Raw genomic sequence first — 24,601 nt, 5'->3', positions numbered from 1 at the left:
TCGGTTGGGTGAGGGGTATCTTTCCACGAGTCTTGCTCGCGGAGGCATACCCCTCACCCAATCGCAAACGCGGATGGGCCGTACATGCCCTCTCCCACAAGGGGAGAGGGCGCTGTATCTCACAGCGTGTCTCTGCAAGCCATCGGCGGTTCAAAATGCAGGCGCGAGAGCTCGGCGCCAGTCCGTAGGGTGGGCAAAGGCGCGCCGTGATGCCAATGGTTCACGATCAGCTCGCGCGCGCCGTGCCCACCATGGCCGGGCGCGATTGTGGTGAGACGGTGGGCACGCGCCGCCTGCGGCGTCGCTTTGCCCACCCTACGATTCCAGCGCCTCTCTTACCGCCCATCCTCCAGAATCATCATCGCCGCCTTTTCCGCGATCATCGCCGTCGGCGTGTTGGTATTGCCCGAGGTGATGCTCGGCATGATCGAGGCGTCGGCGATGCGCAGTCGGTCGAGGCCGCGGAAGCGGAGCCGTTCGTCAACGACGGCCATCGCATCGTCAGCGGTGCCCATCTTCGCCGTGCCGACCGGATGGAAGATCGTGGTGCCGATGTCGCCGGCGGCCTTGGCCAGCGCGGCGTCGTCATCGCCGACCGACGGGCCGGGCAGATATTCCTCCGGCCTGTAGCCCGCGAGCGCGCTCTGCTTCATCAAGCGGCGGGTGACGCGGATGGCGTCGGCGGCGACCTGGCGGTCGTCGGCGGTCGCCAGATAGTTCGGCGCGATCGACGGCGCCTCGTCGAGCTTGGCCGATTTGATCCGCACCGTGCCGCGCGAGGTCGGCCGCAGATTGCAGGCGCTGACGGTGATGGCAGGGAAGCGGTGCAAGGGATCGCCGAACTTGTCGAGCGACAGCGGCTGCACGTGGAACTGGATGTTGGCGCGGTCGCGCGTGCCGTCCGAGCGCGTGAAGATGCCGAGCTGCGACGGCGCCATGGTCAGTGGTCCCCGGCGGCGGAAAGCGTAGTCGAGCCCCATCAGGCCGCGCTTGACCAGCGAGTAGTAGGTCTCGTTCAGCGTCTTCACCCCCGACACCTTGTAGATCGCGCGCTGCTGCAGATGGTCCTGCAGATTGCGCCCGACGCCGGGCTTGTCCATGACGACATCGATGCCGAGCTCGCCGAGCCAATCGGCTGGGCCGATGCCCGAGCGCTGCAGCACCTGCACCGAGCCGATCGAGCCGGCGCTCAGGATGACTTCACCTTTCGTGCGCGCGTCGATCGTCTCGCCATTCTGCTGAAAGCGGACGCCCACGGCGCGGCCGTTCTCCACGATCAGGCGATCGACCAGGACGTTGGTCTCCAGCCGCAGATTGGCGCGGTTCAGCGCCGGCTTGAGAAAGCCCCGCGCGGACGACCAGCGCCGGCCGCGCTTCTGGTTGACGTGGAAATAGCTGATGCCTTCATTGTCGCCGGTATTGAAATCGGGGATGCGGCGGATGCCCATCTGCTCGGCGGCGTCGCCCACCGCGTCCAGCACCGCCCAGGACAGCCGGGGCGCCTCGATCCGCCAGCCGCCGCCCGTTCCGTGGTGCTCGCTCTCGCCGAGGAAGTGGTCCTCCAGTTTCCGGAACACTGGCAGCACGTCGGAATAGGACCAGCCGGCGAGGCCGAGCTGGCGCCAATGGTCGTAGTCGGCGGCCTGGCCGCGCATCGATATCATGGCGTTGATCGCCGAGCAGCCGCCGATCACCTTGCCGCGGGGATAGGCCAGCGAGCGGCCGTTCAGGCCGGGCTCGGCCTCGGTGCGAAACATCCAGTCGGAGCGCGGATTGCCGATCGCGAAGAGGTAGCCGACCGGAATGTGGAACCAGATCCAGTTGTCACGGCCGCCGGCCTCGAGGATCAGCACCCGGGTGTTCGGATCGGCCGACAGCCGGTTGGCGAGGATGCAGCCGGCGGTGCCGGCGCCCACCACGATATAGTCGTATTCGCCCTCGAGCTGACGCGGCATCGGCATTTCCTTCCCATCGTTGGAAGGCTTTTAGTCAGCCGGGGCGGGGCCGGACAAGCGCCGCGTTCATGGCTGGTTGACCGAGCCATGAGGCAGGCGCAGCCCAGATGGTGGGCGGTGCGGCTTTTGCATGCTAAAACAGCTCAAATTCCTGTCTGGAGCTACGAGAGTCCCCATGCCCATCGTCAACCGCGTCGCCGATCTGCAGCCCGACATCCAGGCCTGGAGGCGTGACATCCACTCGCATCCGGAACTGCTCTACGACGTGCACCGCACCGCGGCCTTCGTCGCCGACCGGCTGCGCGAGTTCGGCTGTGACGAGGTGGTGACCGGCCTTGGCAAGACCGGCGTTGTCGGAATCATCAAGGGCAACAAGCCTGGCCATGGCGACGTGAAGGTGCTGGGCTTGCGCGCCGACATGGACGCGCTGCCGATCGAGGAGGCGACCGGGCTGCCCTATGCCTCGAAGACCCCGGGCATGATGCATGCCTGCGGCCATGACGGCCACACCGCGATGCTGCTCGGCGCCGCGCGCTATTTCGCCGAGACCCGCAATTTCGCCGGCGAGGTCGCCGTGATCTTCCAGCCGGCCGAGGAGGGCGGCGCGGGTGCCGAGGCGATGATCAAGGACGGCTTGATCGACCGCTTCAAGATCGACCAGGTCTACGGCATGCACAACGGCCCGGGCCTGCCGGTCGGCGCCTTCGCGATCCGCCAGGGGCCGCTGATGGCCTCGACCGACGCCGTCGACATCACCATCGAGGGCCATGGCGGCCATGCCGCCAAGCCGCACAATTGCATCGACTCGCTGCTGGTCGGCGCCCAGCTGGTCACGGCGCTGCAGCAGATCGTGTCGCGCAGCGTCGATCCGCTGGAGGCGGCGGTGCTCTCGATCTGCGAATTCCACGCCGGCAATGCCCGCAACGTCATCCCGCAGAGCGCGGTGCTGCGCGGCACGGTGCGGACGCTGACGCCGAAGGTGCGCGAGCTGATGGAGAGGCGGGTGCGCGAGGTCGTCACCGGCGTCGCGCAGATGACCGGCGCCAGGATCGACCTGAATTATGCGCGCGGCTATCCGGTGGTCATGAACCACGCCGAGCAGACCGACATCGCCATCCGTGCCGCCAAGGAGGTTGCGGGCGATGCCAACGTGCACGAGATGCCGCCGATGATGGGCGGCGAGGATTTTGCCTACATGCTCGAAGCCCGCCCCGGCGCCTTCATCTTCGTCGGCAACGGCGACTCGGCCGGCCTGCATCACCCCGCCTACAATTTCAACGACGAGGCGATCGTCTACGGCACGTCGTTCTTCATCAAGGTGGTGGAGAACACGCTGGCGGCGTGAGGCGGCGGCATCCTTCTGTCGAATGGCCGGGGCTCGATCCCGGCCATTTGCATTTTGGACGCCGGTGTCAGGCCGCGTGGGCGCGCTTCAGCGCGGCCGCAGCGATCTTGAGGTCCTTGACGAACAGCTCGTACTCCCGTGCCTTGGCCTCCGCATCGGGCAGCCGCAGCAGATAGGACGGGTGCACCGTGATCATCGCCTGGGGACCCTCCGGCAGGTCGACGAGGTGGCCGCGGTTCTTGGTGACCTGGGTGATCTTTCCGAACACCGCCTGCGCGGCGGTCGCGCCCATTGCGACGACCAGGGCAGGGCGGACGGCGGCAAGCTCGCGCGCGTACCAGGGGCGGCAGGCCTTGATCTCCGGCGTCGCCGGCTTCTGGTGCAGCCTGATCTTGCCGCGTGGCACGAACTTGAAATGCTTCACCGCGTTGGTGACGTAGACCTTGGTCCGGTCGATGCCGGCCTCCTCCAGCGCGCGGTCGAGCATCTGGCCGGCGGGGCCGACGAAGGGGTGGCCGGCGAGGTCCTCCTTGTCGCCGGGCTGCTCGCCGACCAGCATCAGCGGCGCATGCTCCGGACCCTCGCCGAACACGGTCTGCGTGGCGTCCTTCCACAACGGGCAGGCGCGGCAGGCGGCGGCCTCTTCACGCAAGGTCTGAAGATCGACGGCCGCGACATCACGTGAGGTCTCAACGGCGGCGGGCGCATGCGCTTTCGGCTTGCGGGTCATCGCGGTCTCCTCGACGCGTTTCTGCGGCTTGTGCGGCTCGGTGCCTTCATCGGCGATCATCATCGATGTGCGCCGGCTGGCGGCCGCGATCAGCGGCTGGATCAGCTTGGCCTCGGGCAGGTTCTGCCAATATTTCTTCGGCATCTCCTTTTCCATCGCCTTCACTTTCAGCCGCGCCGGATTGAAAATGCTGGCGTAATAGCGCAGCCAGACCTCTTCGAGCCGGTCTTCAGTCGGCGCTTCAGCCTTGCTCACACCCGGTGTGAACGACACGCGGCTGCCGTCCCAATGCGCACAGAGTTCGGGCGTCAGGATCGACCAGGGCATGTCGGCGAAGCGGCGGGCGAAGAACGGCGCTGCGCGCTCCACGATGTGGTGCTCGGGCTCGAACCAGGCGACGTAGCGCGCCTCGCGCTCGCGGCCGACCTCGCGGAAGCGGACAAAGGCGTGCATCTTGTGAACGTCGCGGCGGACGGCGCGCGCCAGCGCATTGGCCTGGGCGACATCGGGATCGGTCGCGATGTCCATCAGATCGTGGTTGGTCCGCAGGCGCCACAGCAGCCGGTAGAGCAAGGTGAAGCGGTTGGCATCGCTGTGCAGGATCGCGCTCTCGGCCAGCTCGACAAAACTCGCCGGCACCGAGAATGCGCCCTTGGGCACCTCGGGCAGCGTCGTGTCGGCCTGGTCGTCGAACAGATCGGGCGCTGCGCCCTTCACACGCCAGGAGACATCGGCCGGCCTGACATCGTCCATCGCCAGCGCCCGCGCTGCCTGGCGCCAACCATCGAAATCGGTGTCGCTGTCGAGGGTTACGACGTGCATCTGTCTCCTCACGTCATTGCGAGCGAAGCGACGCAATCCAGACTTTTCGTGCTGCCCCTGGATCGCTTCCGCCGTCGTCCTTCGGGCTATGACGGACAAGTCGCTGCGCTCGCGATGACGGCTTCCGTTAGAATCCAAATCCCAGCTGCTGCGGCTTGGGCCGCAGCCGGGCTCTGAGGCTGGTGCCGTCGAGCAGGGACGGCGATGGCCGGTGGTCGGAGAGAACGATGAACGGCAGCGCCTTGTTCCTGATGACGTTGAGCTGCGCGAGATCCGCGAAGCGGATCGTGGTGCTGCGGCGGGTGGCGAGGATGCGCTGCACGGTGCGGGTGCCGAAGCCGGGAACGCGCAGCAGCTCCTCGCGGCTCGCTGTGTTGATGTCGAGCGGGAAGCGGTCGCGGTGACGCAGCGCCCAGGCGAGCTTGGGGTCGATGTCGAGCGGCAGCATGCCTTCGCTCTCCTCGACGATCTCGTCGGCATCGAAGCCGTAGAACCGCATCAGCCAGTCGGCCTGGTACAGCCGGTGCTCGCGCACGAGGGGCGGGGCCTGCAGCGGCAGCGCGCGGCTGGCATCGGGGATTGGGCTGAAGGCGGAGTAATAGACCCGCTTGAGCTTGTAGGCGCCGTACAGATTGGCCGAGGTCGACAGGATGACGCGGTCGTTCGCGCTGTCTGCACCGACGATCATCTGCGTGCTCTGGCCGGCCGGCGCGAAGCGCGGCGGCTTCGCCCGGCGCACCGTCTTCTTGGCTTCCGCCGTCTCGTCGAGCTTGAGCCGGAGCCGGCCCATGGTGCGCCTGATCGCGCGCTGGTCCTTTTCCGGGGCGAGCTGCGTCAGGCTCTCCTCCAGCGGCGTCTCGATGTTGATGCTGAGCCTGTCCGCATATTTGCCGGCTTCCGCGATCAGCGCCTCGTCGGCTTCGGGAATCGTCTTCAGGTGGATGTAGCCGCGGAAGCGATGCTCCTCGCGCAGCTTGCGCGCGACTGAGACGACCTGCTCCATCGTGTAGTCCGGGCTGCGGATGATGCCCGACGACAGGAACAGCCCTTCGATGTAGTTGCGGCGATAGAAGTCGATCGTCAGCTTCACCACCTCGTCGACCGTGAAGCGCGCGCGCGGCACGTTGGAGGAGGCGCGGTTGACGCAATACAGGCAGTCGAAGTTACAGGCATTGGTCAGCAAGATCTTGAGCAGCGAGATGCAACGTCCGTCCGGTGCATAGGAATGGCAGATGCCCATCCCCGGCGCGGTCGAGCCGAGCCCCTTGCCGTCACGGGAATCCCGCATCTCCGTACCGCTGGAGGCGCAGGACGCGTCGTACTTGGCGGCATCGGCCAGGATCTCGAGTTTGCGCAGCAGCTCCATGCTTCTGAATCCCTTTGATTCCATTCGCTGAATCAGACCCGGGGCAATCCCGATTGACTCTCTTGGACGCGTTAGCTTTATATTAGAACATATCATGAACAAAGGAGATCGTCGCGGGTTCATTGCCTGCGTTCACAAAGAGAACGGCAGCACCCGCACGATGGATTGAAAGGAGCGGCGACGGATGACCGGCGCACGCATGGATACGCTCGCGCGTCTGCGCGGCCGCATTGCCCGGCTCGAGGCGGCCGATGGCGCGCATGATCTGCGCCGGGTCGCGCTCGGCCATGCCGAGGCGGACGCGGTGCTGCAGGGCGGGCTCGCCACCGGCGCGCTGCACGAGGTGTTCGCCGAGAGCGGCCGCCAGGCGGTGGCCGCGACCGGCTTCCTGTGCGGGCTCGCGGCGCGCGTCGCCGCGCGCCGGCCGCTGATCTGGATCCGGCAGGATTTTGCCGAGCGCGAGATGGGTGCGCTGTCGATGAGCGGGCTCGCCGAGCTCGGCCTCGATCCGCGCCGCATCGTGACCGTGCGCGCGCCCGATCTCGATCACGCCTTGCGCACCGCCGCCGACGCGCTCGCCTGCGATGCGCTGGGCGGCGTGATGCTGGAGGTGTGGGGCGAGACGCAAAAGCTCGATCTCGTCGCCAGCCGCAAGCTGACTTTGGCGGCGCAGGAGTCCGGCGTGACCGCACTGCTGCTGCGCATCGCCGCGACGCCAGAGCCGTCGACCGCGGAGACGCGCTGGATGGTGCGCAGCGCGCCGTCGCCCGCGGTGGCGCCATGGATGGCATGGGGCGCGCCGCGCCTCGATGCCGAGCTCATTCGCAACCGTCACGGCCAGACCGGACGATGGATCATGGAGTGGATGCCCGATGCGTGCCGTTTCAGCGAACCGGCGGCGGATCCTCAGCCTGTGGCTGCCGCGCCTGCCCATCGAGCGCATCAAGCGGAGCCGCGCCGCCGATCCGCTTGAGCAAGGCAAGCCGCAGGTTGTCGTCATCAAGGACGCCAACGCGCTGCTGATCCATTCGCTGGATGAGGCCGCGGCCCGCCACGGCGTGTCGCTCGGCCAGCCGCTCGCGAATGCCCGCGCGGTCTGTCCCGACCTCGTCGTGCACGAGGCCGATCTCGCAGCCGACGCCCAGATGCTCGAGGACATCGCCGACTGGTGCGACCGCTTCACGCCCTTGGTGGCGCTCGATCCGCCGCATGGCCTGTCGCTCGACATCAGCGGCTGCGTGCATCTGTTCGGCGGCGAGGCCAGGCTGATGCAGTCGGTGTGCGATGCGCTCACCGCGCATGGCCTCACCGTGTCGGCGGCGATCGCCTCCAACGCGGTGTGTGCGCGCACGCTGAACCGGCAGGTGCATGGCCGTATCGTGCCCGATGGCGAGGAGGCGACTGCCGTCGCGCTGCTGCCGGTGGCCGCGCTCGGCGGCAGCGAGGCGATCACGCTCGGCCTGCGTCGCGCCGGCCTCAAGACCATCGGCGATGTCGCCTCGCGCGGCCGCAACGAGATCACCGCGCGGTTCGGCGCCGCCTTCACCCGCGTGCTCGCGCAAGCGCTGGGCGAGGCCGATGCGCCGATCAGCCCGCGCAAAGTGCCGCCGGACTACATCGTCGACAAGCGCTTTGCCGAGCCGGTCGCGACCGACACGGTGATCGCGGCGAGCCTCTCCAGTCTCGCCACGATGCTGGTGGCGGCGATGGCGCAGCAGGGCAAAGGCGCGCGGCGGCTCGAAGCCTGCTTCTTCCGCACCGACGGCCTGGTGCGCGTCATCGCCGTCGACACCGGCCAGCCGGTGACGGAGGCCGCCGTCATCGACCGTCTGTTCCGCGACCGCCTGGAGTCGCTCAACGATCCGCTCGATCCCGGCTTCGGCTTCGACATGATCCGGCTTGCCGCCGGCCGCAGCGAGATCGTGGTGCAGCAGCAGCGCGATCTCGATGCGCATGTCCACGACAATGACGAACTGTCGGCACTGATCGACCGCATCGCCGCGCGCATCGGCGGCAAGCGTGTCGTCGTGCATCTGCCGGTCGACACCCACATTCCCGAGCGCGCCGCGTTGCCGCTGCCGGCGCAGCATCATCTCGCGACCACCAGCACCGCCGATTGGCCCGAACGCCACGACGGCGAGCCGCCGCTACGTCCGCTGCGGCTGTTCGCGCGCCCCGAGGCCATCCAGGTGATCGCCGGCGTGCCCGATGGCCCGCCCGCACGCTTCGTCTGGCGCCGCGCCGCGCATGCGGTCGTGCGCGCCGAAGGCCCGGAGCGCATCGCCATGGAATGGTGGCGCCCGGACGGGCAGGGGCTGACGCGCGACTATTTCCGCGTCGAGGACGAGCACGGCCTGCGCTTCTGGCTCTACCGCGACGGTTTGTATGACCGCGAGTTCGAACAGCCGGAGAATGCTTTGCCGGTGCAGCCCGCCTGGTACATGCATGGGCTGTTCGCATGAGGGCAGGGACGATCTCACGGCAAGCCCGCTGCTCACCCTCCCCTGGAGGGCAGGGCAATCGCATATGGCTCTCCAACGCGGCCCAAGCGAAATATTGGAATCGCGAAGGCCGACGGGAGGAAATTTTCGAATCCAGACTGCTCTTTGGAAGCACGAAAAGAATCGAAAAATTCCACATGCGATTGCCCTGCCCTGGAGGGGGAGGGTCGGCTCGCATGCGCGCATGCGAGCCGGGGTGGGGTGACAGACTATCCACGCACGCGGTGCTGGTTTTTACCGGAGCTGAAGCACTCGCAGTTCAGACCCGTCGACATCATGCCGACCATTTGCTGGGCTCACCCCACCCCGCCGCGCGCTTTGCGCGCGTCGACCCTCCCCCTCCAGGGGAGGGTGGGCAGCTGTGCCAGCCGAACAGCCTGTCGCCTGCATCGCATAGGCAGCGCTGCGCCGCAGCTTCCGCGGTCGCGCCATGACCCCCACCCCCTATGCCGAGATCGGCATCACCACCAATTTCTCCTTCCTGCACGGCGGCTCGCATCCGCAGGCCTATGTGCATCAGGCGGCTGTGTACGGCCTCACCGCCATCGGCATCGCCGATCACAACACGCTCGCCGGCGTCGTCCGCGCTTACAGCGAGCTGAACAACGACAAGCTGAGCTACAAGCCAAAACTGCTCTACGGCGCGCGACTCGTCTTCACCTGCGGCACGCCGGACATCCTCGTCTATCCGCGCGACCGCGCGGCGTATGGCCGGCTGTGCCAGCTGCTGACCCGCGGCAAGCGCGGCAGCGATCTCGACAAGGTCGCCAAGGGCGACTGCCGTCTGACGTTCGAAGAGCTGTTCGACTTCATCGACGGCCAGCTCCTGGTGCTGATGCCGCCGCATCGCTTCGACGAGGATGCGCTCGGCAAAGTCATCGCGCGGCTGAAGGACAGCCCCGCCGAAGGCGTGTGGCTCGCCGGCAGCCTGCTGTATCGCGGCGACGACCGCCGCCGGCTGGCGCGGCTCGCGCGTCTCGCGGCGTCAGCCAAGGTGCCGCTGATCGCCACCAACGACGTGCTCTATCACCACCCAAGCCAGCGCATGTTGCAGGACGTGCTGACCTGCATCCGCGAGAAGGCCTCGATCGAGAGCGTCGGCCGCAGGCTGCAGGCCAATGCCGAGCGCCATCTCAAGCCGGGACACGAGATGGCGCGGCTGTTCCGCGATCACCCGGAGGCTATCACCGAGACGCTGCGCTTCACCGACCGCATCGTGTTCTCGCTCGACCAGCTCAAATACCAATATCCCGACGAGCCGGTGCCGCCGGGCAAGACCGCGCAGGGGCATCTGGCAGACCTGACCTGGGCCGGCGCCAAGACCTATTTCGGCGAACATCTGGACGACCGGCTGCGCGCGGTCCTCAACAAGGAGCTCGCGCTGATCGCCGAGCTCAACTACGCGCATTACTTCCTCACCGTCCATGACATCGTGCGGTACGCCCGCAGCCAGGGCATCCTGTGCCAGGGCCGCGGCTCCGCGGCGAACTCGGCCGTGTGCTACGTGCTCGGCATCACCTCGGTCGATCCGACCAAGATCGACCTGCTGTTCGAGCGCTTCATCTCCAAGGAGCGGCTGGAGCCGCCAGATATCGACGTCGACTTCGAGCATTCGCGGCGCGAGGAGGTGATGCAATATGTCTACCGCCGCTACGGCCGCCACCGCGCCGCCATCATCGCCACCGTCATCCATTATCGCCCGCGCAGCGCCATCCGCGACGTCGGCAAGGCGCTGGGGCTGACCGAGGACGTCACGTCAGTGCTCGCCGACACCGTGTGGGGCAGCTGGGGCGATGGTCTCTCCGACATGCAGGTGCGCCAGGCCGGTCTCGATCCCACCAATCCGATGATCCGCCGCGCGGTGGAGCTCGCCTCGGAGCTGATCACCTTTCCGCGCCATCTGTCGCAGCATGTCGGCGGCTACGTGCTGACGCAGGACCGGCTCGACAGCTACGTGCCGATCGGCAATGCCGCGATGGACGACCGCACCTTCATCGAGTGGGACAAGGACGATGTCGACGCGCTCAGCATGATGAAGGTCGACGTGCTCGCGCTGGGCATGCTGACCTGCATCCGCAAGAGCTTTGATCTGATCGCCGATCACAAGGGCAGGCGGTACGTGCTCTCGGACATCAAGTCGGAGGACGACAACGAAGTCTACCAGATGCTGCAACGGGGCGAGTCGCTCGGCGTGTTCCAGGTCGAGAGCCGGGCGCAGATGAACATGCTGCCGCGGCTCAAGCCGCGCACCTTCTACGATCTCGTCATCGAGGTCGCCATCGTCCGGCCTGGACCGATCCAGGGCGACATGGTGCATCCCTATCTGCGCCGCCGGAACAAGCTGGAGAAGGTGACCTACCCGTCGCCGTCGCCGGATCATGGCTCAGCCGACGAGCTCTACAAGGTCCTGCACAAGACGCTCGGTGTTCCCCTGTTCCAGGAGCAGGCGATGCGGATCGCGATCGAGGCCGCAAAATTCTCGCCGGAGGAGGCCAACGGCCTGCGCCGCGCCATGGCGACGTTCCGCAATGTCGGCACCATTGGCTCCTATGAGGAGAAGATGGTCTCGAACATGATCGCGCGCGGTTATGACCCGGCCTTCGCCAAGAGCTGCTTCGACCAGATCAAGGGCTTTGGCTCCTACGGCTTTCCTGAGAGCCACGCCGCGAGCTTCGCGCAACTGGTCTATGTCTCGTCCTGGCTGAAATACTTCCATCCGGATGCGTTCTGCTGCGCGCTGCTCAACTCGCAGCCGATGGGCTTCTATGCCCCGGCGCAGATCGTCGGTGATGCCCACAAGAACGGCGTCGAGATCCGCGACATCGACGTGTCCCACAGCTTCGCCGACAACACGCTGGAGAAAACGGATGGCAAATACTGCGCCGTCCGCCTCGGCTTCCGCCAGATCGACGGCTTCCGCTGGATCGACCGCGACGAGGAGCGGATCAGGAAATTGTCGGAGAAGATGCGGAGGGAGGCAGAGGCGGCTGCTACATATTCCTTGCCAGCCATCCCCTCGGTGTCATTCCGGGGCGCGCGCAGCGCGAGCCCGGAATCCATAACCCCGAATCGTGGTTATGGATTCCGGGCCTGCGCCCAAGAGGGCGCATCCCGGAATGACGGCGTGGAGGGAGGTGTTTCTCACTCGCAAACGCTTGGTGCATTTGGAGAGCACGACGCAAATGCGGCGCCCCGGAATGACAATGACAAACAGACTGCCTTGCCGCTTCAGACCACCGACCGCGAGGACGACTGGACCGACCGCATCATCAAGGCGCGCCAACGCCGTCCCTTCACTTCGCTCGAAGATTTCGCCCGCGACACCGCGCTGCCCAAGCGCGCGCTGCTGCTGCTGGCCGATGCCGACGCATTCCGCTCGCTCGGGCTCGACCGTCGCGCAGCACTTTGGGCCGTGCGCCGGCTGCCCGATGACGTGCCGCTGCCGCTGTTCGAGGCGGCGATCGCCCGCGAGCAGCCGGACGAGGGCGCCCAGCCGCTGCCCGAGATGCCGCTGCCGGAGCATGTCGTCGCGGACTATCAGACCATCCGCCTGTCCCTGAAGGGCCACCCGATGGAGTTCCTGCGCCGGCGCTTCGCCGCCGAGGGCGTGCTGGCCTGCCGCGACGTCAATGACGCCAACGACCGCCGCCGGATCCGCTGCGCCGGCGTCGTGCTGGTGCGACAGCGGCCGGGCAGCGCCAAGGGCGTCGTGTTCATGACCCTGGAGGACGAGACCGGCATCGCCAACATCGTGGTGTGGCCGAAGGTGATGGAGACCTTCCGCAAGGAGGTGATGGGCGCGCGCCTCGTGCTGGTCGAAGGCCGCATCCAGAGCAGCCCGGAGAAGGTGGTGCACCTCGTTGCCGAGCGCCTGGTCGACTGCACCGCCGATCTCGCTTTGCTATCAGACGACCGCCTCGGCGCCATCCCGCAGGGCCAGATGCCCGCCGAACCGCTCAACGACGACCGCCGCGACCACCCGGACAATCCCTCCCAGCGCGTCAGCCACCCCCGCAACGTCCGCATCCTGCCGCGGTCGAGGGATTTCCATTGAGGCGATCGTGCGCCGTAACACGGTGGGCACGGCACTTCGGACGATGCTGCGCATCATCCGAAGTGCCTTTGCCCACCCTACGGTTCTTGTTAGTTGGTAAGATCGAGGCCACGAGTTGTAGGGTGGGCAAAGGCGCAACGCGAAGCGTTGCGACGTGCCCACCGGCCGCGGGTTCGATGGAGGTGTTGATGCCGAACTATCGCAGAGCATCCATCAAAGGCGGCATGTTCTTCTTCACGGTGGTCCTCGAAAACCGTTCGAGCCATCTGCTCGTCGATCAGATCGGCCGCCTCCGCGCGTGCTATCGCATCGCGCGGAGGCGGCGCCCCTTCGAAACGATTGCGATCTGCGTGCTGCCGGATCATCTCCATGCAATCTGGGCATTGCCTGACAACGACAGCGACTATCCGCTCCGCTGGAATATGATCAAGAGCAGCTTTTCCCGCGGATTGAAATCTCAAACGAAATCGACAAGTTTCTCAGCCAAACGCGAGAAGGGGATCTGGCAACGCCGCTATTGGGAGCATGCGATCCGCAACCAGGAGGATCTCGATCACCATATCGACTACATCCATTTCAACCCAGTCAAGCATGGCCATGTGTCCCGGGTTGCGGATTGGCCGCACAGTAGCTTCCACCGCTTTGTCGAACGCGGCTGGCTTGCTCCGGATTGGGGAGGGGATGTGAAGGAGATTTCCGGCTCGTTCGGCGAGTGATGGTGGGCACGTCCTATCGGACGATGCTTCGCATCGCCCGATAGGCCTTTGCCCACCCTACGGCTCATCATTAGTGTCCGTAGGGTGGGCAAAGACACGGCGCGCATCGCGCGTCGTGCCGTGCCACCGGCCGCGGCGCGGATACTCTCCATGATCGATACCGCGGCACGAAGGATGTGAAAGTTCGATTTATCAAAAAAATCTCGTTTCTTTTTTCCGAAATCGTGCTCTATTCCGCGCATCCCGTCCCATCGAGAAGGGGCGTAGCGCGCGATCGTCACGACACGCGGGGCGGGGAGCGATGGCCGTGTTGATGCCGCAGCGTAGCCTGGCTACGTCGACGAACGGCGTGACGCGGACGCAAAAGCGTGTGGTCCTGGCGCCCCGATGCTGGCGTCAAGTTCGCGGGTGACGATGATCCCGCAGACGACGGTGGCTAAAAGCCGGACACCGGGGAGAGCGCGCCATAAGCGTGAAAACCGTCGCGCAGGGAAGGCCGGGTGATCCCGGCTGCACCTGTGGTACCTGCCGCCTGCATTCTTTTCGCAGGCGGGCCGCAGGCGTCAGTCGGCGCCTGGTCTTCCCTGCGCCCTCCTCACGAGAGGGTGAAACGATCGGCACAACTCGGACGCATCTGCGCCGCGAGATTACGCATCGATGTGGCCGTCGCTGTCGCTGATCCGCGAGGGATGCATGCTCGTCGCAAGGACGGGGAACCAAAAAGGGCGGTGGAACCAAAGTTTCGTCGAAAGACGCACCGCCGTGAGATCCAATACCAACCGCATGCGTACCGAGGTGGAGCAGGGCGTACCCGTGGAGGTTGGGCCGCACGGTCGCGGCATCTTCATGGCGATGGCTTGCGCATCCACCGGGTCATGGTGCGCCGCGAAGAAAACCGGGATTGCCCCGAAGGAACTGAATGCAAGCTGAACGACTGTCGTCACACTTTCAAATTTTTAAAGCAAAACAAGGGCGAGTGGGGCAATTTTTAGGTTGTTTAAAGCTCCAGTTCCGCACTATTAGCGCGACGATGAGCCGCAGCAGCCGGACTCATCGACGGATGAAGCGAGCCGACCGAGCGAGCCGACCGAGCCATGGCGTCTGAAACGAACCCATCTCTGCAGCTGATGAGCACCAAGCGGCTGATGATCGGCCTCGCCGCGCTGGCGATCGCCGGGGCGGGCGGCTACGCCTATACGCAACTGCGCTCCGCGCCGGCGTCCAAGGACAATCTCGAGCTCTCCAGCCAGTCCAAGCGCAACGGCACCACCTTCACACCGTCGGCAGCCGAATGGGCGACGCTGACGATCGAGCCGGTCTGCGAAAAGATCTTCCGCGCCGAGCACGTCACCGAGGGCAAGGTCGCCGTCGACGAGGATCGTTCCACGCCGGTGTTCTCGCCCTATGCCGGCCGCGTCACCAAGCTGCTCGCCCGGCCTGGCGAGACCGTCCGCCAGGGCCAGCCGCTGTTCGTGATCGAGGCGGCCGATACCGTCCAGGCCCAGAACGATTTCATCGCCGCCATCTCATCCATGAACAAGGCGAAGTCCGCCTTCGACCTCGCCGAGATCCAGTACAAGCGCGCCAAGGACCTGTTCGAGGGCCGGGCTATCCCGCTCAAGGACTTCCAGCAGGCGGAGGCGACCTCCGTTCAGGCTCAGAACGACATGCGGTCGTCGCAGACCGCGCTGGAGGCCGCGCGCAACAAGCTGCGCATCCTGGGCTTCACCGATGCCGCGATCTCCGACTTCCAAAGCAAGGGTGTGATCGATCGCGAGATCACGATCCACGCGCCGATCGGTGGCACGGTCGTGCAGCGCAAGGTCGGCCCTGGGCAGTACGTCAATTCCGGCGCGAGCGATCCCGTGTTCGTGATCGGCGATCTCTCGACCGTCTGGCTGACCGCCTTCGTCCGCGAGAGCGATGCGGCGCTGGTGAACATCGGCGAGGAGATCCTCGTCAACGTGCTGGCGCTGCCCGGCCGTCCGCTCAAGGCCAGCATCAACTACGTCGCCGCATCGATCGATCCGGCGACGCGGCGGCTCCTGGTCCGGGCCACCATCGACAACAAGGATGGTCTGCTGAAGCCCGAGATGTTCGCCAATGTGACGATCTATTCGCCAGGCGAACAGCCCGCCATCGCGGTGCCGCGGCAGGCGCTGATCTACGAAGGCAACCAGGTCCGCGTCTGGGTCGCGCGTCCCGACAAGTCGATCGAGCTGCGCAAGATCAAGACCGGGCTGATCAACGGCGATCAGGTCGCGGTCGAAAGCAACCTGACTTCCGGCGAGCAGATCGTGACCAAGGGCAGCCTGTTCATCGATCGTGCCGCCTCGGGCAGCTGAGATGCAGCCCTTCTGCCCGACGTGCTGAAAGTTTCGACCTGAATGGATCGCCTCGTTGCTATCGCCGTCCAGCGGCGCTTCCTGATGGTCGGACTATTCGTCGCCGTCCTGATCGGCGGCCTGATCGCATTCCGCCAGCTCAACATCGAGGCCTATCCCGATCCGACCCCGCCGATGGTCGACATCGTGACGCAGAGCCCGGGTCTCTCGGCCGAGGAGATCGAGCGCTACATCACCATCCCGATCGAGACCCAGGTCGCCGGCATCAAGAACCTGCGGACGATCCGGACGATCTCCTTGTACGGCCTGTCCGACGTCAAGCTGCAGTTCTCGTTCGACTACACCTATGACGAGGCGCTGCAGCAGGTCTTGAACCGCCTGTCGCAGCTGTCGCCGCTGCCGGGCAACGTGACGCCGCAGATCTCGCCCTTGAGCGCGGTCGGCGAGATCTATCGCTACCGGCTGCGCGGTCCGCCCGGCTACAGCGTGCTCGACCTCAAGACCCTGCAGGACTGGGTGTTGCAGCGCCGCTTCCGCGCCGTGCCTGGCGTCATCGACGTCACCGGCTGGGGCGGCAAGACGAAGACGTATGAGATCCAGGTCGACTTCAACAAGCTGGTCGCCAATGGCCTGACCCTGCCGCAGCTGTTGCAGGCGGTCGGCAACTCCAACATCAACGTCGGCGGCAACACCGTCGAGATCGGCACGCAGTCGGCTGTCGTGCGCGGCGTCGGCCTGATCCGCTCGATGGACGACCTCGCCAACACCATGGTGTCGCAGAGCGGCGGCAATCCGGTGCTGGTGAAGGACGTCGCCAGCGTCACGGTGGCGGAGAAGCCGCGGCTCGGCATTGCCGGCCTCAACAACAATGACGACATCGTCCAGGGCATCGTGCTGATGCGGCGCGGCGAGCAGAGCTCGCCGACCATCGCGCGCGTCGAGCAGCTGGTCGACCAGATCAACAGCTCGACGATCCTCCCGCCGGGCGTGCGCATCGAGCGCATCTACGACCGCAAGGACCTGATCGACACCACGACCCACACCGTGCTGCACAACATGGTCGTCGGCATCGGCCTGATCGTGCTGCTGCAGTGGGTCTTCCTCGGCAATCTCCGAAGCGCGCTGATCGTCGGCGCCACCATCCCGTTTGCCCTGTTCTTCGCCGTCGTCATCCTGGTGCTGCGCGGCGAGTCCGCCAACCTGTTGTCGGTCGGCGCGATCGATTTCGGCCTGATCGTCGATGCCACTGTCATCATGGTGGAGGCGATCTTCCGCCGGCTCACACAGACCACGCCGCTGTCGGCCGCGGAGGAGAGCCACATCTCGCCCGAGACGATGATGGGCATGAAGGGGCATGCGATCCTGTCGGCCGCCGCCGACGTGTCGCGCTCGATCTTCTTTGCCGCGGCCATCATCATCGCCGCCTTCCTGCCGCTGTTCACCTTGAGCGGCGTCGAGGGCAACATCTTCGGGCCGATGGCGCGGACCTATGCCTATGCGCTGGCCGGCGGCCTGCTCGCGACCTTCACGGTGACCCCGGCGCTCAGCGCCATCATCCTGCCGGCCCATGTCGAGGAGACCGAGACCCGGCTGATGCGCCTGCTGCACGCGATCTATTCGCCGGTGCTGCGCTGGGCGGTGGGCAACCGCAATCTGGTGATGACCGGCGCGATCGGTCTCGTGCTGCTCACCGTGGTGGTCGGCCGGCTGCTCGGCCTCGAATTCCTGCCCAAGCTGGAAGAGGGCAACCTCTGGATCCGCGCCACCCTGCCGCCGACCATCTCGCTGCAGGAAGGCAATGCCTACGTCAACGAGATGCGCAAGATGATCCGCGCGCGTCCCGAGGTCGACGCCGTGGTCTCGCAGCACGGCCGGCCCGACGACGGCACCGACGCCGCCGGCTTCTTCAATGCCGAGTTCTTCGCGCCGCTGAAGCCGGTCAAGGACTGGCCGGGCACCAAGGACAAGGATCAGCTCACCGCCGAGCTGTTGAAGCAGCTCGACGACCGCTTCCCCGGCGTCGAATTCAACTTCTCGCAATATCTGCAGGACAACGTCTCGGAAGCGGTGTCCGGCGTGAAGGGCGAGAACTCGATCAAGCTCTACGGCAACGATCTGCAGGCGCTGACCGACACCGCCAACAAGATCAAGCAGGTGCTGTCGACGGTGCAGGGCGTCACCGACCTCGCGGTGTTCACCTCGCTCGGACAGCCGACGGTGCAGATCGACATCGACCGCGCCAAGGCCGCGCGCTACGGCCTCGCACCCGGCGACATCAACGCCACCATCAAGGTCGCGATCGGCGGCGACACCGCGGGCGATCTCTACGAGCCGGGCAGCGACCGGCATTTCCCGATCATCGTCCGGCTGGCGCCGGAATATCGCAAGAGCGCCGAGGCGATCGAGAATTTGCGCATCGGTGCCCAGGGCCCGAACGGCATCACGCAGATTCCGCTGAGCGAGGTCGCAACCATCAAGCTGGTCTCGGGCGCGGCCTATATCTATCGTGAGCAGCAGGAACGCTACCTGCCGATCAAGTTCTCGGTGCGCGAGCGCGATCTCGGCAGCGCCATCCAGGAGGCGCAGCAGAAGGTCGCCGATCAGGTGCAACTGCCGCCGGGATCGCATCTCGAATGGGTCGGCGAGTTCGGCAATCTGCAGGACGCCATCAAGCGGCTGTCGATCGTGGTGCCGATCAGCCTCGCGCTGATCGGCGTGCTGCTGTGGTTCAATTTCGGCTCGATGGCCGACACGTTGCTCGCCATGAGCGTGATCCCGATGGCGATCTTCGGCGGCGTCGTCGGCCTCGTGCTCACGGGAATTCCGTTCAGCGTGTCCGCGGCGATCGGCTTCATCGCGCTGTTCGGCATCGCCGTGATGGACGGCATCATCATCCTGTCGCAGTTCAACCAGCTGATCGACGAGGGCGTCGACCGCATCGAGGCGGTCATCCGCACCGGCGAGTTGCAGCTGCGGCCGGTGCTGATGACCTGCGTCGTCGCCGGCATCGGTCTGTTTCCGGCGGCGCTGTCGACCGGTATCGGCTCGCAGGTGCAGAAGCCGCTGGCGATCGTTGTCGTCACCGGCATGATGCTGGCGCCCGTCGTCATCCTGATCACGCTGCCGGTCCTGATCTCGCTGTTCTCGCGCCGGAGGGTCCGCTAGATCCGCATGTGCTCGTCGATCCGTTCGGCGGCGCCGGCATCGACAGCGGCGGCATCGACGATCTCGCCGCGCTTGAACACGAGGTAGCGGTCGCTGATGGAAAGTGCGAACGGCAGATGCTGCTCCACCACGATCATCGAGGTGCCGATCTCGCGCCGGACACGCACCAGCACCTCGGAGAGGCGATCGACGACGGAGGGCTGCAGGCCCTCGGTGACCTCGTCGAGCATCAGCACGTCGGGCTTGGCCATCAGCGCGCGGGCCACGATCAGCATCTTCTGCTCGCCGCCGGACAGCGTCCCGGCGCGCTGGTTCAGCCGCTTGGTGAGAACCGGAAACCAGCCGCCGACCTGCTCGAACAGCGCATCGATGTCCTTGTCCGACAACAGCCCGAGCCTGAGATTGTCGCGCACCGAGAGGTCCTGGAACAGCGCATGCTCCTGCGGCACGTAGACCAGCCCCATCTTCCGCTTCAGATGCGGCGCGACCCGCGTGATATCCCTGCCGCCCAGCCTGACCTGGCCGCGCCACGCCGGCAGGAAGCCGATGATGGCCTTCAGCAGCGAGGTCTTGCCCATGCCGTTCTTGCCGACGATCGCGAGCGTCTCGGCCTTGGCGAGCGCAAATCCGACATTGCTGATCACCTCGGACGAGCCATAGCCGCTGGCGAGCTCGCGGACTTCCAACATGGTGCTCATGCCGGCACCTCCGCATGCGACACGTGCTGGCCGGTGTAGATCTCGCGGACCAGCTCGCTGTTCACGACCTCCTCGACCGAGCCGTCAAGCGCAAGGCGGCCCTGGTGCAGCACGATGATGCGCGAAGAGATCTCGCGGACGAAATCGAGGTCGTGCTCGACCAGCAGGATGCAGAGGCGGTCGCGACGGGCGAGGGTGGTCAGGATATCAGCGAAGCCCTGGCGCTCGGCGCGGGTGAGGCCGGCGGTGGGCTCGTCGAGCAGCAGCACGTCCGGCTCGAGCGACAGCACCATCGCCAGCTCGAGCGCCTGCTTCAGGCCGTGACTGAGATTGCGCGCCTCCTCGTCGAGCCGCTCGCTGAGGCCGGAGCGTTCGACCACCGACAGGGCCGCCGGCGGCAGCGCCAGCGCGGCCGAGCGCGAGGTCAGCGCCGGCGGATCGGCATGTGTCCGCGCCACACGGAGGCATTCGGCGACGGTCAAGGTCTCGAACACCGACGCCGTCTGGAACTTGCGCCCCAGGCCAAAACGCACGACGCGATCCGGCGGCAGCCGCGCGATGTTATGACCGGCGATCGCAACCTCGCCGGCCGAGCGCTCGCGTCCATCGGACAGGCAGCGGATCAGGGTCGTCTTGCCGGCGCCGTTGGGACCGACCAGGCTCAAGAGCTCGCCGCGATGCGCAGTGAACTCCACGCCGTCCAGCACAGAGAGGCTACCGAAATGCTTGCCCAGCCCACGCACCTCGATCGCAACGGCATCGGGATGGCTGACGGTTGTCGCGACGCCCACCGGATGCAACGTCGTCGCAATGTCGCCTCGGACGCCGCGCTTGAGCAGGCGCATCACCGCGCCGAGCAGGCCATCGGGGAACACGAGGATCACGACGACCAGCGCGAGCCCTACGATCAGCTCCCACACGTAGGGCAGGCTGTTGGCGAGATAGGCGCTGGCGACCTCGATGCACAGCGCGCCGATCACCGGGCCGATCACGGTGCCGCGGCCGCCGAGTGCGACCATGATCACGAGGTTGGTGCCAAAAGTGAAGCTGGCATTCTCCGGCGCGGCCACCGCGCCGAAGCCGGCATAGAAGAAGCCCGCCAGCGCGGAGACGATCGCCGACAGCACCAGCACGATGATCCGCAGCCGCGAGGTGTCGATGCCGAGATAGGTGCAGCGCGCGTCGTTGTCGCGGAGCGCTGACAAGAGCCGGCCAGTGTCGCTGCGCATCAAGATCAGCGCGAGCATGGCGGTGGCGAGCAGTCCGAGCCCGGCGAGGCGCAACCAGGTCTCGATCTCCAGATCGAAGCTCTCGAAGCCGACGAGGCCGCTCGAGGAGCCGGTGAAGGTGCCGCCGGAGTAGAGGATCTGCACCAGCACGATCGGCACCACCAGCGAGATCACCGAGGCGTAGAGCGGCGTCGAGCCCGGATAGAACGACAGCCAGCCGGTGAAGGCGGCGACGGCGGCGGCAACCACCACGGCTGCGGCGATCGCGGCACAGATCTGCCAGGGACCGAAGCCATATTCGGTGAGCATGATCGCGAGCGCGTAGGCACCAATGCCGAAGAAGGCGGACTGGCCGAACGTCAGCGTGCCGCAATAGCCCCACATGACGTCGACGGTGATCGCCGCGATCGCGACGAAGCAGGCGCGCACCAGGATGTTCACGAGGTAGGTGTCGAGCAGCAGCGGCGCGACGATGATCACGCCGGCGGCGAGCGCCACCAGCAATGCGGGGACGATCAGGCGCGGCATCGCGCGCTTCGTTGGGGACGTCGCGGGAGAAGCGAGGGGGCGCGCATCAGGCACGGGCAAAACCCTCCGGCCTGATCCGCAGCACGATGGCGGCGCAGATCGCGATGGTGAGACCGCCGAGGATCGGATTGACGAACGTCGAGACCAGGACCTGCAACGTCCCGAGCACGGCGCAGGAGCCGGCCAGCGCCAGCAGCGAGCCGCCGGACACCATCACCAGCATGAACGCGCCGATCAGCCAGGGTACGCCCATGTTGGGATCGACGCTGGACAGCGGCGTGATTAGCGCGCCAGAGAGCGCGGCGAGCCCGCTGCCGAGCGCGAAGGTGATGAGTCGTACGCGCGAGGAGTCGACGCCGAGTCCCTGCGCCAGCATCTCGTTCATGATCACGGCCTTGGTCGACAAACCAAGCCGAGTGCCGTTGAGAAGGCCGGTGAACAGCAGGCCGACGATCACGGCCGCGACGATCATCACCAGGCGGTAGGCGGAATAGTCGGCGCCGACCAGATGCACCGTGCCCGAGATCGGCGCCTGCACGAACTGCACCTCGCGGCCGAACATCAGCGTGATGAGCTGGCCCAGCACGATGCCGAGACCCCAGGTGGCGAGGATCGCATCGAGCGGGCGCTTATAAAGACGGCGGACGATCACGATCTCCGTGACGCCGCCGCAGACTGCGCCGGCGACGAAGGCCAGCGGCAGGATCAGAAACCACGGCAGACCCAGTTGCGCGCCGATCAGCGCGGCGTAGGCGCCGACGGTGAGGAAGGCGGCGTGAGCGAAGTTGATGATCTTCATCACGCCGAACACGATCAGGAGACCGGCGGCGATGATGAAGAGCACGGCGGCCGTCGTGACGGCATCGAGAGCGACGGTCAGCATGGTCACTTCCACTTGAGAGAAGCGGGGCGGGCGTTGAGTCCGCCCCGCGGGATCATACGCGATGTGGACCTGATCGGTCAGGATTTGCCCGGGCATTGCGCGCCGGGATCGACATTCGCAAAGCTCTGGATCACCTTGACGCTGCCGTCGGCCTGGGCCTGGCCGAGATACATGGTCAGCGGCGCATGGCGCTGCTTGTCCATCTTGATGGTGCCGCGCGGGCCGTCGACCGAGACCTCGGCGAGCGCCTTCAGCACCTTGTCCTGGTCGGTGCTGCCGGCCTTCTCGACCGCGGCCTTGTAGGCGTAGACCGCCTCATACTGCGGGACGGAGAGATCGTTCGGGGTCTTCAGCTCAGCGCCGAACTTCTTGGCCATCGACGCCAGGAAAGTCTTGTTGGCCGGCGTGTCGATGCCCGTGACGTAGGAGGCAGAGAGATAGATGCCGGCGGCATCGGCGCCCATGCCCTTGGCGGTGCCCTCGTCAACGGCGAGATTGCCATAAGGCAGGTTCACGCCGGCGGCGCGCAGCTGCTTGGTCAGGGTGACGTTCGGCGCGCCGCCCGCGGTCGAAGTGATCAGCGCGTCCGCGCCGGAGGCCTTGAGCTTGGAGATGATCGAAGTCCAGTCCGAGCCGTCCATCGGCAGGTATTCCTCGCCGACAACCTTGCCGCCCGTCTTCTCGACATACGTCTTGGTGAAGCCGAGCATGCCGCGGCCGAAGGCGTAGTCGGAGCCGATCAGGAAGTAGCTCTTCGCCTTCTTCTCCTTGGTGAAATAGTCAACGATCGGCGGCACCTGTTGGTCCGGCACCCAGGCGTTGACGTAGAGATAGGGGCTGCAGGACTTGCCCTCGTAGAACGAGGTGTAGATGTAGGGCGTCTTGCCGCGGGCGACGATTGGCAGGCCGGCGTTGCGGGCCGCGCTCGTCTCCATCGAGATCAGCACATTGACCTTCTTCTGGAACACCAATGCGTCGAACGCCTTCTGTGCGCCGGCGGCGCCCGAGGCGTCATCGGCGACTTCGAGTTCCAGCTTGCGGCCGAGCACGCCGCCCTTGGCGTTGATCTCCTCGACAGCCAGTTCAGCCGATTGCACCACCGACGGCGCGACGACGGAGTTGGCGCCGGACAGGCCGACGGGGACACCGATCTTGATCGAATCGGCGGCCAGAGCAGGCGAGAGCGCCGTCCCCGCCAAAAGGGCGAGCGCCAGCGAGGTAGTCAAAAAACGCGATGTCATCGATTGTCCTCCATGATTGGTCGAAATGAAAAAGGGTGTCAGTACCAGCCGCGCTCGACCTTGCTGCCGAGCATCTCGTCGTAGACGTCGGAGCGGCGGTCGCGCAGGACTTGGTTGAAGGCATTCCAGTTGCGGGCGCGGCGGGCCTCGCCGAGCGCCACGTCGGCGATCACGATCTCCTCCTTGTCGCGGCTCGCGGGGCCGGCCACTGGCCAGCCGGTGTAGCTGACGATCAGGCTCTGGCCCTCGAAAGGCTGGCCGCGCTCGACGCCGACGCGATCGGCGCAGGCGATGAAGATGGAGTTGGAGTGTGCCGCGGCCATCGCCAGGATGTTGGCCATCGCTTCGCGGCCCTCCGCCTGGCCGGGGATCGGCACCCAGTTGGTCGGGACGCAGACGATGTCGGCGCCCTGCAGCGCGCTAAGGCGAAAGCTCTCCGGGAACCAGCCATCGTAGCAGATCGCCATGCCGATGCGGCCGATCTCGGTGTGGTAGACCGGGAAGCCGAGATTGCCGGGCTCGAAGTAGAGGTTCTCCTCGTTCCATAGGTGCACCTTGCGGAACGTGCCGATGTAGCCCTTCGGCCCGATCAGCACCGCGCTGTTGTAGAGCCTGTCGCCCTCGCGCTCGCAGATGCCGGCCACGAGATGCAGGCTATGCCTGGCCGCGATCTCGCTCCACGCGGTCACCGCGGGGCCGCCGGGAATGGTCTCGGAGGCGGCGAAGGCCTCCTCGCGGGATTTGAACACGTAGCCGGAGGAGGCGAGCTCGGGAAGCACCACGAGCTTGGCGCCTTGCGCCACCGCCTGCTTAATCAAGTCGAGGCTGCGGGCGAGGTTGGTGGCCAACTCGCCGACCATCGGCTGCATCTGGATGCAGGCGATCCGTACTTTGCTGTTGTCATCCGTCGTCAAGGCACGAGTCTCCGTTGCGTTCGCGAGGTTCGCGCGCGCCAAACAAAAAGCCCCCGACTGCGCCTTGCGGCGCAATACGAGGGCTGCATAGCCTGATGTGAAATGGCCG

The 24,601-nt window shown here is 66.1% G+C and carries 16 protein-coding genes; 8 read left to right on the top strand and 8 right to left on the bottom strand.

Annotation, left to right across the window (positions count from 1 at the left end; genetic code table 11):
• Positions 1-335: 335 nt before the first annotated feature.
• On the bottom strand, positions 336-1,955 hold the full coding sequence (locus ACQR07_RS12625; protein ID WP_434902600.1) for a GMC family oxidoreductase: 1,620 nt from the start codon (positions 1,953-1,955) through the stop codon (positions 336-338).
• Between the two features lie 175 nt (positions 1,956-2,130).
• Between ACQR07_RS12625 and ACQR07_RS12620 the strand changes: the two genes are divergently transcribed.
• Positions 2,131-3,300 carry a M20 aminoacylase family protein gene (locus ACQR07_RS12620; RefSeq protein WP_434902599.1) on the top strand — a complete coding sequence of 390 codons (1,170 nt, stop codon included), beginning with the start codon at positions 2,131-2,133 and terminating at the stop codon, positions 3,298-3,300.
• Between the two features lie 67 nt (positions 3,301-3,367).
• Here ACQR07_RS12620 and ACQR07_RS12615 read toward each other — a convergent pair whose 3' ends face one another.
• Both ACQR07_RS12615 and ACQR07_RS12610 read right to left on the bottom strand, forming a co-directional pair.
• Entirely contained in the window at positions 3,368-4,852 is a 1,485-nt protein-coding gene (locus tag ACQR07_RS12615) for a UdgX family uracil-DNA binding protein (protein ID WP_434902598.1), read from the bottom strand.
• 127 nt (positions 4,853-4,979) lie between these two features.
• Positions 4,980-6,218, bottom strand: coding sequence for a putative DNA modification/repair radical SAM protein (locus tag ACQR07_RS12610; RefSeq protein ID WP_434902597.1), 1,239 nt, complete (start codon positions 6,216-6,218; stop codon positions 4,980-4,982).
• 184 nt (positions 6,219-6,402) lie between these two features.
• On the opposite strand from ACQR07_RS12610, the gene ACQR07_RS12605 reads away from it, so the two are divergent.
• From ACQR07_RS12605 to ACQR07_RS12575, 7 genes are all read left to right on the top strand, one after another.
• Entirely contained in the window at positions 6,403-7,191 is a 789-nt protein-coding gene (locus ACQR07_RS12605) for an ImuA family protein (RefSeq protein WP_434902596.1), read from the top strand.
• On the top strand, positions 7,091-8,680 hold the full coding sequence (locus tag ACQR07_RS12600; RefSeq protein WP_434902595.1) for a Y-family DNA polymerase: 1,590 nt from the start codon (positions 7,091-7,093) through the stop codon (positions 8,678-8,680). Before ACQR07_RS12605 ends, ACQR07_RS12600 begins: the two co-directional genes overlap by 101 nt.
• A gap of 469 nt (positions 8,681-9,149) precedes the next feature.
• Positions 9,150-12,773 carry an error-prone DNA polymerase gene (locus ACQR07_RS12595; RefSeq protein ID WP_434902594.1) on the top strand — a complete coding sequence of 1,208 codons (3,624 nt, stop codon included), beginning with the start codon at positions 9,150-9,152 and terminating at the stop codon, positions 12,771-12,773.
• 188 nt (positions 12,774-12,961) lie between these two features.
• Entirely contained in the window at positions 12,962-13,489 is a 528-nt protein-coding gene (locus ACQR07_RS12590; RefSeq protein WP_434902593.1) for an REP-associated tyrosine transposase, read from the top strand.
• Positions 13,490-14,146: 657 nt separating this feature from the next.
• Entirely contained in the window at positions 14,147-14,419 is a 273-nt protein-coding gene (locus ACQR07_RS12585; RefSeq protein ID WP_434902592.1) for a hypothetical protein, read from the top strand.
• Positions 14,420-14,583: 164 nt separating this feature from the next.
• A complete protein-coding gene (locus ACQR07_RS12580; RefSeq protein WP_434902591.1) occupies positions 14,584-15,834 on the top strand; it encodes an efflux RND transporter periplasmic adaptor subunit in 1,251 nt (416 codons plus the stop codon).
• 42 nt (positions 15,835-15,876) lie between these two features.
• On the top strand, positions 15,877-18,999 hold the full coding sequence (locus tag ACQR07_RS12575) for an efflux RND transporter permease subunit (RefSeq protein ID WP_434902590.1): 3,123 nt from the start codon (positions 15,877-15,879) through the stop codon (positions 18,997-18,999).
• Here the strand turns inward: ACQR07_RS12575 and ACQR07_RS12570 are convergent.
• The 5 genes from ACQR07_RS12570 to ACQR07_RS12550 all read right to left on the bottom strand — a co-directional run bounded on the left by ACQR07_RS12570 (position 18,996) and on the right by ACQR07_RS12550 (position 24,492).
• A complete protein-coding gene (locus tag ACQR07_RS12570; RefSeq protein ID WP_434902589.1) occupies positions 18,996-19,697 on the bottom strand; it encodes an ABC transporter ATP-binding protein in 702 nt (233 codons plus the stop codon). The genes ACQR07_RS12575 and ACQR07_RS12570 overlap by 4 nt on opposite strands.
• Positions 19,694-21,454, bottom strand: coding sequence for a branched-chain amino acid ABC transporter ATP-binding protein/permease (locus ACQR07_RS12565; RefSeq protein ID WP_434902588.1), 1,761 nt, complete (start codon positions 21,452-21,454; stop codon positions 19,694-19,696). The genes ACQR07_RS12570 and ACQR07_RS12565 overlap by 4 nt, the downstream gene beginning before the upstream one ends.
• Before the next feature lie 46 nt (positions 21,455-21,500).
• Positions 21,501-22,337 carry a branched-chain amino acid ABC transporter permease gene (locus ACQR07_RS12560; protein WP_434902587.1) on the bottom strand — a complete coding sequence of 279 codons (837 nt, stop codon included), beginning with the start codon at positions 22,335-22,337 and terminating at the stop codon, positions 21,501-21,503.
• 77 nt (positions 22,338-22,414) lie between these two features.
• Entirely contained in the window at positions 22,415-23,578 is a 1,164-nt protein-coding gene (locus tag ACQR07_RS12555; RefSeq protein ID WP_434902586.1) for a substrate-binding protein, read from the bottom strand.
• A gap of 38 nt (positions 23,579-23,616) precedes the next feature.
• Entirely contained in the window at positions 23,617-24,492 is an 876-nt protein-coding gene (locus ACQR07_RS12550) for a nitrilase family protein (RefSeq protein ID WP_434902585.1), read from the bottom strand.
• Positions 24,493-24,601: the final 109 nt, after the last annotated feature.

Source organism: Bradyrhizobium sp. HKCCYLS20291 (assembly GCF_051167715.1).
GTDB lineage: Bacteria > Pseudomonadota > Alphaproteobacteria > Rhizobiales > Xanthobacteraceae > Bradyrhizobium.
The sequence above is the reverse complement of the archived record's forward strand: the minus strand, read 5'-3'. Positions and strand labels throughout refer to the sequence as shown.